This window comes from Bradyrhizobium sp. USDA 4452 (genome assembly GCF_054063575.1).
Map to the genome: position 1 here is coordinate 7,546,557 of NZ_JBSSGK010000001.1, position 14,312 is coordinate 7,560,868.

Genomic DNA, 14,312 nt, shown 5'->3' on the forward strand with positions numbered 1-14,312 from the left:
GAGAGGGTTGCTCATTCGCTTGTCACGAGCCTTGTGTAGGCGCCCTGGAGCGCGACAAGCTGTTCGTGAGTGCCGCGTTCTACAATCCGGCCATGCTCCAGCACGATGATTTCGTCGCAATCGCGCACCGTACTTAGGCGGTGTGCGATAATAATGCAGGTGCAGCCTCGGCGTCGCAGGTTGTCGTCGATGACCTTCTCCGTGATCGGATCGAGCGCGGCCATTGCTTCATCCAGCACAAGAATCGACGGATTGCAGACCAGCGCCCGCGCGATCTCGATACGTTGGCGTTGCCCTCCGCTGAAATTGCCTCCGCCTTCATTGATGTGGCAGTCGTAGTTTCCGGGACGCGTGGCCAGATCGTGATGGATCGAGGCATCCCGCGTCGCGGCAATCAAGTCGCGCTCATCCACGGTCGAATCCCACAGGGTCAGATTGTCGCGCGCGGTCCCCTCGAACAGAAATATATCCTGGTCCACATAGGAAACGGAATTTGCGAACACCTGGGGCGGAAGTTCCGCCAGCTTCCATCGATCGAAGAGAATTTCTCCCGCCCAGGGCTCATACAACCCGCAGATCAATTTGCCGAGCGTCGATTTTCCGCTGCCTGAGACGCCGACGAGCGCCACACGGGATCCTGCAGGGATCGTCAGCGACAAGTCCGCCAGCAGTGGCGGTTCGAGAGCCGAATAGCCGAAGCTGATATTGCGAAGCTCGACCCCGCCGGCAAGCTTTGCTGGAACGCCGTCGGTTGCCTTGCCGACTGAGGTGGGCCGGAGCGGGTACTTGCGAATATCCTCGAGCCGTTCGAGCGCTCCCTTGATGGTCTGCAGCCCGCCGAAATAGTTGACGAGATTCTCAAATGGTTCCGAGAAGCTCGCCGCCAGGGATTGGAATGCAACCAGGCTGCCGAGCGTCAGCGTGCCTTCGATGACCCTCAAACCACCGAGGCCAAGGATCGCGGCGACCATCAAGCCGGAGAGCAGCGTCGGCACCATGTCCAAGATGATGGCCGATGCACCGAGCCTCTGTTCCGCGTTCAGATTGTTGGCTTGGAGGCCTGCCCATTTGCCGAACGTGTCGTCTTCCAGGCCGCTCGCCTTGATGGTTTCGATGGTGCGCACCAGACCCACCGTAGCGCCAAGGAGTTTGCCCTGTTCAACCGCGAGCCGGTAGCTGAGCTCCTGACGTCGCATACCAACCAGGCGAAGCAGGACAACGTTCAGGAATGCGATTGCGACGCACAGCACTGTCAGGCTCACATCATAGACTGCCATCGCGGCGGCGAACAGAAGTACCGACGTCAGGCTTAGCGCGTTCATCGTGATGCCGCCGGACAGGAGGCGCGCGACCTGCTCGTTCGAGGCGACGCGGCTGGCAACGTCGCCGGCGTGGCGCTGGGTGAAGAATTCCAGCGGCAGCTCCATCACCCGCCAGAGGAAGCGGCTGGTCATGACAACAGAGAGCTTGGCTTGAAGCCGCAGCACCACCGACTGGCGAACCGCGACCATCACGGCGCGACAAGCCGCCGTCAATGCCATTCCGATCAGGAGCGGCATGAGCCAGCTATTGCTGTGCTGGATCAGGATGTCGTCGACAAAAACCTTGGAAAAGCCTGCGGCAAGGATATTGGGAAAAACGAGCACGACACTCACGATCACTAGCAGGACAACCGCGGCCCTCGAGTGACGCAACTCTCGCAGCAGCAGCCTGATCCCGTTGGGCTTGCTACCGACCATCTTGAACTCTTCGCCGCGCTCGAAAACCAGCACCACCCCGGTGAAGGCAAGATCGAGCTCGGCCAGGCTAATGCGTCTGCGGCCGGTCGCAGGATCGTTGATATAGGCGTGCCCGCCCTTGATGCCCTCCAGGACCACAAAATGATTGAAGTTCCAGTGGATGATGCAGGGCGTCGGAAGCTCCGTCAGCGCGGACGGCTCGACACTATACCCTCTTGCAATAAGACCATAGCGCCGCGCCGCCCTGACAATATTGCTGGCTTTGCTTCCGTCGCGCGATACGCCGCAAGCGATGCGGAGCTGCTCCAGGGGAATCCAGGCGCCGTGATAGGCGAGAATGATCGCGAGCGCCGCGGCGCCGCATTCGACCGCCTCCATCTGCAGGACGACGGGGGTCCGCTTCACCGTTTTGCGCAGCAGTCCCGACAGGCGACCGTGTCGCGCGCTTGTTGATAGAGGAGGGGGCTTACCCATCAATTCCCGTGAGATGCCTGATCAAGGGGATCACCAGATCGAGCGGTCGTTGCCGCCGGGTTGTGATTTCCGCGCGCGCCAGCGTCCCACTCGTCAAATGAATGGAGGGTCCTTTGCCTACGGCCCAGCGATAGCCGGTCGCGGTGGAATCATCCTCTCGGAGTGCCACCTCGGCTGCATATGGCGCGCCATTATGAGAGAAGCGGGACACCAGGCTTTCATTGTGCAGTGCAGCACTGATGCCTTGAGGCGTCATCGGGAAGTCGGAGACGCTCACGACCGTGCCCAGCATCATGCCGAACTCTTCGCGCTTGATCGTGCTCGGCTCGAGATGAACCTGCATGCCCGGCTTGATCTGCTTGCCATGTTCAGCTGGGATATAGACGATGGCCTGCAGCTTGCTGCCCTCGCTTTCGATCTGGATCACGGGCATTCCGACCGCGAGTACGGAACCGGGAGAAATCTTCACTTCGAGGACACGGCCCTCCATCGGACTGAGGACCTGCGTGTTTTGGCTCAGCTGCTCCGCGGCCGCATTCACCTGCCGACGCGCTTCGTTCAGCGTGAATTCGGATTGCTGAACGTCGCGTTCGCGCTGTGTCTCCAGGTCCGTCTTCTGCGCCCTGAGCTTGAGAATCTCGTTCTGCGCATCGAGCCGGCGTTGCTGTGCATCGGCCAATTCCTGCCGCCGGTCCTCCAGAGCGCGTCGCGTCGTGTAGCCCTTCGCGAGCAAACCCTCGAGGTTCTTGACGTCAACTGAGAGATATTCGACGCGCTGGCCCGTCGCCTTGATGACTTGATCGAGTGCGGCTTCGAGCTTCTCGAAGTTCTGGCTCTTGGCGGCGAGCTCGGCCGCGACCTTCGACTTGAGGTCGCTATATTCGCGCTGGCGCTCTTGGAGTATCTCGAGCGCGTCCTTGTGCTTTTGCTCGATATCAGTCTGAACGATCTGGGCGATCGGCTGACCAAGGCCGACGTGGTCGCCGACCGTGACGGCTACAGACTGCAGCCGGCCAGCAGCGGCCGACACCGCGTCGACCACCTTGCCGCCACTGCTGATCAGGATTCCCTCGCCGGAGACACGGGTAGGCACGCGCCCGAAAACGCCCCACGCGACCGCAGCCACCACCGCAACGAGGAAAACGGCCGTGATAATCCAGTCGGCAGGCTTGGTGACGACTACAAGCTCGTCAAGCTGCTCAGGCGAGGCCGCTCGGTCGAGTGCCGTCGCCCGGAATGCCCGTTGCGGCCCGGCGGCCGCCCTCCTATTCTCCGGTTGTCCAAGCGTTTCCGAGGTGGACATATCAGCACGCAGAAACTCAATTGATTGAATGAATATGCCGATATTTTTGCATAGATCAGGCGTGGTCACAACAAAGGCCGGGCGCAAAATCGGTGGCGGAGCTTGAATGCGCAGGCTGAGCGGCAAGACGAAACGGTTGTTTGCACGGCACGCGCGGCAGGCGATGTTCGTAATGAGCGTAGCGCTGGGCCCGCTTTGGTCCTCCGCCCGGGCCGGGGTCCTTTCCGAGCGCGATCTCAAGCAGGCGGAAAGCCTGAAGCCGTTGTTTGCCAATCTGATGACTGATCTCGTTGAGACCGCCAAGCGCTCGGACGTACCGAACGGGGATATCGTCTGCATCAACTCCACGATCCGTGAGCTTCTGCAAATTTCCGACGAGCTCGCCAGCTACGAATATCTGATCACGATGGAAAAGGACCTTACCGACGTCGGTGATGACAACCCGTTGCGTGGCGTCGTCAAGTTTGCCGTTGATAAAACCAATGTCATTCTTACCAGCGAGAGGAAGCGGCTGGTTCAGTTGTCCGAGCAATGCATCAAAAATCCGGTGGGGTTCGGAAAGGCACAGGACTCGTTGAGGGTCATCGACACGACGACCGGCATCCTGAACTCCATTCGCGAACGCCTGTAACGGGTCGGGCGTTTGCTTTCGCCGAAGGCGGGACTTGCCGGCGGGTCGCTGGTCCCACATTGCGCACGCTCCTTCGTGCTTTCTGCCATGTGTTCGGAACGGACCATCCCGTCCTGAACTCCCTCAGCACAATAGATCAGCTGTTCAGATCGAGAGTGACCTGCATCACGAGACGCGATTATGCGCAATGACGGGCCGGGATTTGACGCGAGAATGCGCGACGTTCGCCTCAGCCCTGGAACCCGCACAGCACATCAGATCAGCAGGCTTGATGACGGTACGGTCCAGCTCAGAAGTGACGATCCTCACGGAAACTTCCGGGCAGCTGGGAAATGCTGCACTCCGGTTGCGGGGTGGTCCCGCACCATCAACACAGCAAGGAGGACTGAGATGATGCGCAACAAGAACGACAATGCAACGACCCGTGAACTTTCCATCGACGAACTCGACGCGGTGGCCGGTGGCAAATGGAGTTGGGGTGATTTCGCCAAGGCAGTGGCCGGCGGAGCGGTGACCGGCGGCATGGGTGGTGCGGCGGCTGGCGGCGTCGGTGCCGGACCCGGTGCCGTTGGCGGCGGCCTTCTCGCCGGAATCGGGTACTGCATCAGCCAGCTCTTTTGAGCATGCCGTCCGACCAGAGCGAGGCCTGAGGTACCCGCATCACGGGCTCGGCTTTGACCGGAGAGCATGATCTCAACTGGCACAAGCCAACAGATGAGAGGAGCGTAGCATGCAGAAAATTCGGGAATTGACAGGTGACGAGCTCGAATCCGCGTGCGGCGGAAGCCGCGGCAGTGGCGGAACCGGCGGATCGGCTGTTTCCGATTTCATAAATTGGCTTTTGGGCCAACTTCACATTCCCACTTCACCGGGAGGCCCCATTCGGAGCTAGCTCCGGCCTGGTTCGGGCCTTGGGCTACCGGAAAGGGATCGATGGATGCGAGGTCTCGGAAACGAGAACCTCGCATTTATTTTTTGCGATGCAACATTTCGATTGCGCCGTTCACCGGCGCACCTCTACCGGCAACAACGTCGACGATCCGACGGAAAGAGCAGTCCGCCTCGCTTGTACGAGCTGCGTGACCAAGGTCACAGCGAAGTGCTGGTTGATGCGGCAAGCTGCACGCGGATGACAAGGATCATCCGTTCACCTTAGACAGATGGAGATGATGATGAGTGCATACCAGAATGAGCATCAGACGGTCCGTCCGCTGTGCGATGAGGAATTCGAATCCGTGTCCGGCGGTTGCGTCGGAATTCCGGTTTCCGACGGTCATGGCGGGGTCATTTATGTTTCCCCGACCATCGGGCGTGGTCCAAGGCTGCCGACCGGCACCGGACCGACCTTTCCTACGGGTGGTCCGTTCGGACCGTTTCCGGCGTAATCAACGAGCACGTGCATGTCAGAGCCGGCATTCGCAACGATGCTGGCTCTGAAGTCCGCAAGAACCTGGACAGCGAGGCGGCTCGGCACAATGGCGCTGGCTGAACGAGGGCTTTGGTTCATCTGAGCTCATTCGGACCGTTGCGCTTGCTGCCCCCGGGAGTGGCAGTATAGTGGCGCGATGGCTGTCAGCTCTCCCGAATTGAAAGCTTTCCTGCTCGGCACGCCTTTCTTCGGAGGGCTGACAGATACAAGCCTCGATCTGTTGATCCCAATGCTCGTCGAGCGCCACTTCGAGGTAGGCGCGACGATCGTGGCGGAAGGAGAGCCGGGGCGTTCAATGTTCGTCGTTCACTCCGGCGAGCTCGTCGTCAGCAGACTTGGGCATTCGGGGCGCTCGATTCGGATGGCGAGTCTTGCGCCCGGTGATTTTTTTGGCGAAATGACGCTCATCGAAATGCAAAATCGATCCGCCTCCGTCGCCGCGCAAAGCACAACTGTCCTGTATGAGCTCACGGCTCGAAACCTCTACATGTATTGCAAAGCAGACATCCACGGGTACGTCCTAGTGATGCAGAATATCAGCCGCGAACTTTGTCGCAGGCTCCGCCGCGCCGATGATCGGATTGCCGAGCTGCTGGTGCATCAGGCAGAGCAATAGCTTACAGTCATGAGAGCCGTTCGGAAGAACGGACCCAAGAGTCCTGACATCGTTGCTTCCAATCGCAGCAGCTTGCAAGGTCCGCGAAGCGCACGTTTTGATGTGTAGCCGCTCGCCGGCTGCGCAAATGGCCGGGCGACAGTCAGTCCGATCCGGAATATTCAAAGTGATCTCGTCATCTGTTCATTCAGCCAACGTAGCTGCTTTGACCACCTCGGCGGCAAGTCTTTGCGGTTCGCACCGCCAAATCACCAATAGGGACGGTAGTAGCGATGATAAGCCCGGTAGGGCCGGTAATAACCGTAGCTGCCGTAATACGGTCTATAGACGCGATAGCCGTAATATCGCGGGTAGTACGGACCGTACCCGTAATACGCTGGCGGAGCGTAATAGTTGTAATAGGGCCCCGGATATCCATCATAGTAGGGACTGCCATAATAGCCGTAGGGACCGCTCGCGATCGCGCCGCCGATAATGGCACCGGCAGCAAGGGCGCCCAAGCCCCAGCCCCAACCACCGCCGCGCCAGTACACCGGGGTCGTGGCGTCCGGGACCATCGCTTTCATGGTTCCAACATTGGTCGGCATCGGCGCTGCCGCAGCCTGTTCCAATTGACCGGCCATCAAGGCTGCCGCCAGGGTGCAGGTAGCTAGCGTTTTCCAGATACTCATCGCCTTACTCCTTGCCTGAAAACTAAATGATCGCATGACGGGATGCCGCTTCTTTGCGCTGGGTCAAAGCTTCTTTTTGTGGGACGCACAAAGTTGGTCTTGGTTGACCCGCATCAATTGCTATCGATGCCATCTCGGCGACGAATCGAGCGGTTCTTCCGCTCGATTTTGCTCCATGGCCAGCTCACCCGCGCAACCATCTCCAGATCAGACCCGTGTTATCGGTATTGCTTCACTGCTCTGGGCGGCCTCGATCTTCCTGAGCCGCGTCATGGGGCTGATCCGCGAACAGATCATCGGCCGGACGTTGGGCGCGAGCCGGCAGGCGGACCTCTATTTCGCGAGCTTCACGCTGCCGGATTTTCTCAACTACTTGCTTGCAGCAGGCGCGCTGTCGATCGTCTTCATCCCGATCTTCCTCCATCACGTCCGGAAAGGCGATGACGAGGGCGCCTGGCATTCGTTCAGCGTGATTGCCAACTTCGTCGTCGTGATCGGCACGATCGGCATTGGTGTCCTGATGGTGTTCGCGCGGCCCCTGGCTGCACTGATCGCCCCAGGTTTTACCGAGGCCGTAGAGATCGACACGCTGGTACGGCTGACGCGCATCATCCTGCCTGCGCAATTCTTTCACGTGGTCGGCGGCCTGTTGTCGGCGGCGCTGCAGGCGCAGAACCTTCACGCGCTGCCGGCAATGGCGCCGCTGGTCTATTCGGCCTTCATCATCATCGGCGGCCTCGTCGGAAGCTACTGTCCCGGATTGGGCGGCGAAGGATTTGCCTGGGGCGTGCTCGCGGGCTCGATCGTCGGACCGTTCGGCCTGCCGCTGTATGGCTGTCTCAAGAATCGGATGCGCTGGCGGCCGGTGCTATCGCTGCACGATGCGGACCTGCGACGATACGCGTGCCTGTCGCTTCCGATCATGATCGGCTTCTCGATCGTCGTCGTCGACGAGTGGATCGTGAAGAACCAGGCCTCCTATCTCCAGGCCGGCGCGCTGTCCTATCTGCAATATGGCCGCACCCTGATGAAGGTCCCGATCGGCATTTTCGGGACGGCCGCCGGCGTCGCCTCCTATCCGACCATCAGCGCATTGGTGGCAGAAGGCCGGATCGCGCAAGGTTACGCGTTGCTGTGTCGTGCCATGCGACTGATGCTGGCGCTGACCTTCGCAGCCCAGGTCTGCCTGACGGTCGCGGGCTTCGAGGCGGTCTATCTGATCTGGGGACCGTTCGCGAACCGCTTCTCGGCGGTGGACGCGCGGCAGACCGCTGAAGTGCTCGGTTTTCTCTGTCTTGGCCTCGGCGGGTGGGCGGCACAGACAATCATCAGCAGGGGATTCTACGCGCTCGGCAATACATGGCTGCCAACGCTGGTGGGCACCGGCGTCGCCGTCGCCATGACTCCCCTGTACGTAATCCTCAGGCAGCAGTGCGGAGCTACGGGACTGGCGATCGCAAGTTCGATTTCCATCACCGTCTATGTGCTGCTGCTGGGGTGGCTGCAACGACGTCGCTTCGAGCACGAGTTGGCGGCCACGCGAGAGAGCCTGCAAGAATCGGGAATGTGCAGTGCGGCTCTGCGCATGGCAGTTGCGGCAGCCCTCGCCATCGGCCTCTGTCTCCTCGCGCGGGCTGAGTTGCTACAGTGGCTGCCGGGTACCCACATGGCGGGCGTGATCCTCCGCGCGGCGCTGCTGTGCGCGTTCGGGATCACTGTCTATGTTGGAGCAACTCTTCTACTGGGCGTGCGCGACATTGCCGATCTGCGCCACGTGCTTCTGCAAAAGTTGTGGCGGCAGGTAGAACCGGTGACCGCCGAGCCGCTCCGACGGGGCCAGCGCATCAAATGATTAAATGCCATTGGAGTCTTGATATTTCGGCTGGATTGATGAGTTATTGTGTGCACTCTATATTGGAATTGACGTCGGTGGAGCGATCCCGAAGAAGGACGCGCCAAAGGAAGGCATCAATCGCGCTTCATGCGTCCCAAGTCAGTTGTCGGGATGTTGGCGCGATTTCGTTTCGTCAAAGATCAACAACACTGAAGCAATGTGGATCGAAATCTACGTGCGCTGCCCAACCTTGAACGAACAACAGCAAAGCAGCCTATACTTGGTTTTGCTCGGGCTGCAGGACGCGCCGGGCCATTTTATATCGCTGCGATATGCCACCCCCTGCCACATTCGTACCTGATCTGCCAGTCGGATTCGCCGTGCTGATCGGCCGGCGCCGCAGCGGCGTCAGGTCATGGCCGAGCTGAGCGAGGCGCGGAGGCGCATCAGCGACAGCATCAGAAACAGCGCGGCGATGGCGGCCACCATCACAAATTGCGGCCAAACCACGTCAAAACCCGCACCGCGATAGAGGATAGCTTGGGCAAAGGAAACGAAGTGGGTCGATGGCGACGCTTGCATGGCGATCGCAAGCCAGCGCGGCATGCTCTCCAACGGTGTCGCGTTGCCGGACAAGATATTCATGGGCACGGCAACCAGCATGTACAGCAGGCCGAGTTGCGGCATGGAACGCGCCACCGTGCCGAGAAACAGTCCGATGGCAGTCGCAAAGAACAGATAGATCGCAGCGCCGAACATGAAGAGCGGGATGGAGCCCGCGATCGGAACCTGCAACAGCAGGCGGACCACGAGATAGAGCGACAGGGCGACTGCTATCGTGATGACGAAGCCATTGGCCCAGATCTTGGACATCGCGATCTCGAACGGGCTGAGCGGCATGACCATGAGATGATCTATGGTGCCGTGCTCTCGTTCGCGTACCAGCGCGGCTCCGGCCAAAATGATCGCGAGCATGGTGACGCTTGAGATGATTCCCATTACGCTCGTGAACCACGAGGTCGCCACGTTGGGGTTAAACGCTATCCTGATTGCGAGATTGACCGGCGACAGCGGCGTGGGCTCCGCGCGGGACACGTAGCGGGCGATCTCGGTATTGACGATCTGTTCGGCGTAGCCCGAGCCGAGACCTGCCTGAACCATGGCAGTGGCATCGACGTTGATCTGCAGGCGAGGGCGCCGGCCGGCCAGCAGGTCTCGCTGGAAGTTCGGTGGAATGTCCATGACGAAGGTGTATCTGCTAGCGTTCATCAGATGTTCGACGTCGGTCTCCGCAATTGCCGCCGGTGGCTTGAAATAAGGCATCAGGAATGCCTTGGTAATACGCCGCGATAGCTCCGAGTGATCTTCGTCGACGACGGCGATCGAGGCGTGATAGAGCTCCTGCGAATTGCTCTGCGCCTGGCTGATCACAGCAAGCGAAAACGAATAAATCACGAATCCCAGTAAAACCCAGTCTGAGAAGAAGCTGCGCAGCTCCTTGGTGCCGAGCCAGAAGATGTTGGAAAGCGAGCGCATCTAGCGCTCCTGCTTGCGAAGCAGCAGCATGCTGATCGCTGTCAGCACGGGGATAAACAGGGTCAACAGCAGGATACTCGATCCAAGATCGGAAAATCCCAGCCCTTTGGTGAATGTGCCAACGCTGATCGGACGATAATAGCTCATCGGAAAGCCAAGGCCGATGATCTGCGCAGCGCCAGACAACGAGGAGACCGGCGTCATCATGCCTGAGAACTGCTGGGCCGGCAGGATGGTGAGGATCGCCGTGCCGAAGAGCGCGGCAATCTGAGTCTTGCAGAAGCTCGAGATCAGCATGCCATAGCCGGTCGTGGTGAAGACGTAAATGACGGTGCCAGCGAGAAGCGCCAAAAAGCTCCCTTTTAACGGAACCTTGAACAGGAAGATCGCCATGACGAACATGATAATGAAGTTGATCAACGCCACGGCGACGTATGGTAGCTGCTTGCCGACCAGGAACTCGAACCGGGTTGCCGGCGTGACGTAGAGGTTAGTGATCGAGCCGAGCTCCTTCTCGCGCACGACCGCGAGCGCCATCAGGATGGCCGGGAATAGCGCAAGCATCATGGCGAGCGTGGATGGCACCATGGCGAAGACGCTGTCGAAATCCTGATTATACTTGAAACGGATCTCGATATCCGCCGGAGGCGGCGCGGACGTCTGCGTCGTCTTCACGGCGGGATCAGCCAGATAGATCTGGTGCATGCCTTCGAGGTAGCCACGGATGGTCTGTGCGCGGAACGGCATCGCACCGTCGATCCATGCGGAAACCCAGACCGGGCGCCCTCGCTTGAGGTCCTGACCGAAGTTGGGCGGCAGTTCGATGCTCGCAGCGATGTCGCCGTTCTTCAAACGCCGGTCGATGTCGGCATAGTCCGCGAGCGGGGGCTTCTCCACGAAGTAAGGCGAGCCGCGCAGTTCCTCGAGATAGCCGCGGCTTTCCGGCGTCTGGTCGCGGTCGAGCGCGGCAAAACTGAGATTATTGACGTCAGTCGAGATGCCGAAGCCGAATACGATCATCAGCATGGCGGTACCGAATAGGGCAAACATCAAACGGATCGGATCGCGCCAGAGCTCGAGACCCTCGCGCATAGCGTAGGCAAGCAGCCGTTGAAGGCTGAAGCGGGAGCGGACGGAGGGCCGGGTTTCCGGCCGCAAATGCGCAACTGTGGCAGGTTGCTGGTTGAGCGAGAGCGCGGGCGCGGCACCGGGCCTCTTCTGCTCAAGAAAGCTGATGAAGGCGCTCTCGAGATTGCTTGCGCCCTTGGCCTTGATCAATCCATCCGGAGTATCGGTCGCAAGCACGCGTCCTTCATGCATGAGCGAGAGTCGGTCGCAACGCGCCGCCTCGTTCATGAAATGCGTAGAAACGAAGATGGTGATGCCCTGATTGCGCGAAAGGTCTATCAGTAGCTCCCAGAACTGGTCGCGCGCCGCTGGATCGACGCCGGAGGTCGGCTCATCCAAAATCAGAAGCTCCGGCCTGTGCACCACCGCGACCGCAAGCGACAACCGCTGGCGGATGCCGAGCGGCAGCGCGGAGGCCAGTTCGTCGAGGTGATCGGCGAGGTCGCACTTCTCGGCGAGCTCGGCAATGCGAGCGTTGGCGGACGCGTGCGGCAACTGAAACAGACGCGCATGCAGCAGCAGGTTCTGGACGACAGTAAGCTCGCCATAGAGGGAGAACGACTGCGACATATATCCGACCCGGTGCCGCGCCGCGAGACCGCCGGCCTGAAGCGCCTCCCCGAAGATCAGTGCCTCGCCTTGCGAAGTTGGCAACAGCCCGGTTAGCATCTTCATGGTCGTGGTCTTGCCGGACCCATTCGAGCCGACAAATCCAAAGATTTCGCCGCGGCGGATGGCGAAACTGACGCGGTCGACCGCGGTGAACTCGCCGAAGCGGCAGGTCAGGTCACGGGCAACGATGACCGGTTCGGCATTTGGATCGAGCGGTGGATTGACGAAGGATACGGCCTGGTGCTGTTGGCGCGGCACCAGCGCTACGAAAGCGCCTTCGATCGATTGCGTCGAGGTCCTCGCCTTCAGATCGGAGGGCGAGCCGGCCGCGAGGATCCTGCCGCCATCCATGGCGATCAGCCAGTCGAAGCGTTCGGCTTCTTCCATATACGCGGTTGCGGCGACGACGCTCATCCGCGCCCGACGCCCGCGCAGGCGGTCGATCAGGTCCCAGAATTGGCGACGCGACAGCGGATCGACCCCGGTGGTAGGCTCGTCGAGGATCAAAAGATCGGGATCGTGAATGAGCGAGCAGCAGAGCCCTAGCTTCTGCCGCATGCCGCCCGAAAGCTTCTTCGCCGGCCGGTCGGCGAAGGGCGCGAGCCCGGTGCTGTGCAGTAGCTCCTTGATCCGCCAGTCGCGCTCTTCACGCGATTGCCCGAAAAGCCTGGCGAAGAACTCGATGTTTTCCCTCACGCTCAGGTCGGGATAGAGGTTCCTGCCGAGCCCTTGCGGCATGTAGGCGATGCGCGGGCAGATCGAGGCACGGGCGGCAGCACCGGAGATATCGGCGCCGAGAACAATGACTTCACCGTCCTGAATTTGTCGCGCGCCCGAGAGGATCGCAAGCAGGGTCGACTTCCCGACACCGTCGGGGCCAATCAGCCCGACAAGCTGTCCCGCCGGCAAGGTCGTCGACACGCAATCGAGCGCCGTAACTGGTCCGTAAGCGTGGGAGAGATCGGTGACGACTGCGATCGCATCGCTGCTACTCGTCACGGCGCGCCCTGCAGGTTTTTCGGCCAATCGAGCTTCGAATCCCAGCGAATATAGGCCAGGCCGGGCAATCCGCTTCTGACAGCATCGGCATGCTTGAGCACGCGCTCCTTGTCGATGCGCGTGCGGATGCGAAACATCAGCTTGTCGCGCTCGGTCTGGGTTTCGACTGTCTTCGGCGTGAACTGGGCCTGGCTTGCGACAAAGGAAACCTTGCCCGGAATCGGATGATCGGGATAGGCGTCAAGCACGATGCGTGCGTCGGCGCCTACGTTGACCTTGCCGGCTTCCAGCGTCGGCAAAAAGATGTCAATGTAGACGTACGACAAATCGAGCATGGTGAAGACCTTGCCGCCGGCAGGAAGCACCTCGCCGATATTGGTCAGCCGGTACTGAATGCGACCAGACTTTGGTGCGACCAGCGTGTTGTCGGCGATCTGGACCTTGTAGAAGCCAGCATCGTGCTGGGCGGCTTCCAACGCGTGCTCGGCGACCAGGACCCTTGCTTGCGCAGCGTTCAGCCCGGCGACCGCGGAGTCCAGTGCCTGCCTGCGTTGGTCCGCGACCTCTCGTGTGGCCCAGCCGTTCCTTAGGAGCGAGTTTGTTCGCTCCATCTCCACCTCGGCGAGCGTCTTCGACGCCTGCTGCTGAGCGAGGTTGGCTTGTGCCTCATCGACCGAGCGCTGCGCTAGCCGAACCTGCGCGCCGGCTTTGGAGAGCGATTGCTCGATGTCGCGGGTGTCCATCCGCGCTAGAACTTGGCCCGGCGAGACCGTGTCGCCGATGTCGACCAGCAATTCGGAAACCCGACCGGCATATTTTGTGGCGATGTCGATCTCGTCCGCCTCGATGCGGCCATTGCCAAGGCTGATGCCAACCGGGAGCGGCGGATGCGTCCGCTTCCAGACATAATATCCGCTGCCAACTGCGACCAGCAGCATGAAAAGCACGACGGCGATCCGCCGGCGCAAGCGCCTGGTCTCTGCCCGCCGCCCCGCTGGCAGATGATGCGGCTCGGACGGTACGAGTGGAGGAGAAGCGGACTGCGTCAGGATCGATGCGCCTTCCTGAAGCTCGGCTGAGGTTTGCATGTATAATGCCTTGATCTGCGGATATTAAAATGATTGTCGCACTGCCGCATCGGCATCGTTTGACCTGTCTCAACCGAATCGATCGGCGGAATGATCACGCTAAGAGTCTCAAGCGGAAGTGATCGGATCCTTTGGTATGCTGGGAGCGAAAATCATCCGTGCGATCAACAGATCGGATGGCCCTGAACCGGCGACTTGGCGGCATGCGTCTGGCCCGATATGAAGAGTAGTTCGGGATCGCATCAACGATCC

General features: G+C 60.4%; 10 protein-coding genes. 4 read left to right on the top strand and 6 right to left on the bottom strand.

Annotated features, from left to right (window positions below):
• Positions 1–11 precede the first annotated feature (11 nt).
• Positions 12–2,213 (bottom strand): NHLP family bacteriocin export ABC transporter peptidase/permease/ATPase subunit, encoded by a 2,202-nt coding sequence (locus ACVISU_RS35510; RefSeq protein WP_456710040.1) that lies wholly within the window; start codon positions 2,211–2,213, stop codon positions 12–14.
• The gene (locus tag ACVISU_RS35515; protein WP_456710041.1) at positions 2,206–3,642 is read right to left on the bottom strand and encodes an NHLP bacteriocin system secretion protein; all 1,437 of its coding nucleotides are present in this window, start codon (positions 3,640–3,642) and stop codon (positions 2,206–2,208) included. Before ACVISU_RS35515 ends, ACVISU_RS35510 begins: the two co-directional genes overlap by 8 nt.
• Between ACVISU_RS35515 and ACVISU_RS35520 the strand changes: the two genes are divergently transcribed.
• The 3 genes from ACVISU_RS35520 to ACVISU_RS35530 all read left to right on the top strand — a co-directional run bounded on the left by ACVISU_RS35520 (position 3,623) and on the right by ACVISU_RS35530 (position 6,192).
• A complete protein-coding gene (locus tag ACVISU_RS35520) occupies positions 3,623–4,147 on the top strand; it encodes a hypothetical protein (RefSeq protein WP_456710042.1) in 525 nt (174 codons plus the stop codon). The two genes, ACVISU_RS35515 and ACVISU_RS35520, sit on opposite strands and share 20 nt — an antisense overlap.
• Before the next feature lie 390 nt (positions 4,148–4,537).
• Entirely contained in the window at positions 4,538–4,768 is a 231-nt protein-coding gene (locus ACVISU_RS35525; RefSeq protein WP_456710043.1) for a hypothetical protein, read from the top strand.
• Positions 4,769–5,712: 944 nt separating this feature from the next.
• Positions 5,713–6,192, top strand: coding sequence for a Crp/Fnr family transcriptional regulator (locus tag ACVISU_RS35530; RefSeq protein WP_456710044.1), 480 nt, complete (start codon positions 5,713–5,715; stop codon positions 6,190–6,192).
• Between the two features lie 248 nt (positions 6,193–6,440).
• On the opposite strand, the gene ACVISU_RS35535 is transcribed toward ACVISU_RS35530, so the two are convergent.
• Entirely contained in the window at positions 6,441–6,863 is a 423-nt protein-coding gene (locus ACVISU_RS35535) for a hypothetical protein (protein ID WP_456710045.1), read from the bottom strand.
• Positions 6,864–6,966: 103 nt separating this feature from the next.
• Here ACVISU_RS35535 and murJ point away from each other — a divergent pair, with 103 nt between their 5' ends.
• Entirely contained in the window at positions 6,967–8,715 is a 1,749-nt protein-coding gene (gene murJ / locus ACVISU_RS35540) for a murein biosynthesis integral membrane protein MurJ (RefSeq protein WP_456710046.1), read from the top strand.
• Positions 8,716–9,105: 390 nt separating this feature from the next.
• Here murJ and ACVISU_RS35545 read toward each other — a convergent pair whose 3' ends face one another.
• Genes ACVISU_RS35545 through ACVISU_RS35555 form a run of 3 tightly spaced genes read right to left on the bottom strand, consistent with a single transcriptional unit; the run spans position 9,106 to position 14,060 of the window.
• Positions 9,106–10,233 carry an ABC transporter permease gene (locus ACVISU_RS35545; RefSeq protein WP_456710047.1) on the bottom strand — a complete coding sequence of 376 codons (1,128 nt, stop codon included), beginning with the start codon at positions 10,231–10,233 and terminating at the stop codon, positions 9,106–9,108.
• The gene (gene rbbA / locus ACVISU_RS35550; protein ID WP_456710048.1) at positions 10,234–12,972 is read right to left on the bottom strand and encodes a ribosome-associated ATPase/putative transporter RbbA; all 2,739 of its coding nucleotides are present in this window, start codon (positions 12,970–12,972) and stop codon (positions 10,234–10,236) included. It lies immediately after the preceding gene.
• Positions 12,969–14,060, bottom strand: a complete 1,092-nt coding sequence (locus ACVISU_RS35555) for an HlyD family secretion protein (protein ID WP_456710049.1) — start codon at positions 14,058–14,060, stop codon at positions 12,969–12,971. The genes rbbA and ACVISU_RS35555 overlap by 4 nt, the downstream gene beginning before the upstream one ends.
• Positions 14,061–14,312 lie beyond the last annotated feature (252 nt).

Excerpts from the sequence above, each read along its gene's own strand:
- ACVISU_RS35510 (WP_456710040.1), bottom strand. The coding sequence starts at position 2,213 with ATGGGTAAGCCCCCTCCTCTATCAACAAGCGCGCGACACGGTCGCCTG.
- ACVISU_RS35520 (WP_456710042.1), top strand. The coding sequence starts at position 3,623 with ATGCGCAGGCTGAGCGGCAAGACGAAACGGTTGTTTGCACGGCACGCG.
- ACVISU_RS35525 (WP_456710043.1), top strand. The coding sequence starts at position 4,538 with ATGATGCGCAACAAGAACGACAATGCAACGACCCGTGAACTTTCCATC.
- ACVISU_RS35530 (WP_456710044.1), top strand. The coding sequence starts at position 5,713 with ATGGCTGTCAGCTCTCCCGAATTGAAAGCTTTCCTGCTCGGCACGCCT.
- ACVISU_RS35535 (WP_456710045.1), bottom strand. The coding sequence starts at position 6,863 with ATGAGTATCTGGAAAACGCTAGCTACCTGCACCCTGGCGGCAGCCTTG.
- ACVISU_RS35545 (WP_456710047.1), bottom strand. The coding sequence starts at position 10,233 with ATGCGCTCGCTTTCCAACATCTTCTGGCTCGGCACCAAGGAGCTGCGC.
- ACVISU_RS35555 (WP_456710049.1), bottom strand. The coding sequence starts at position 14,060 with ATGCAAACCTCAGCCGAGCTTCAGGAAGGCGCATCGATCCTGACGCAG.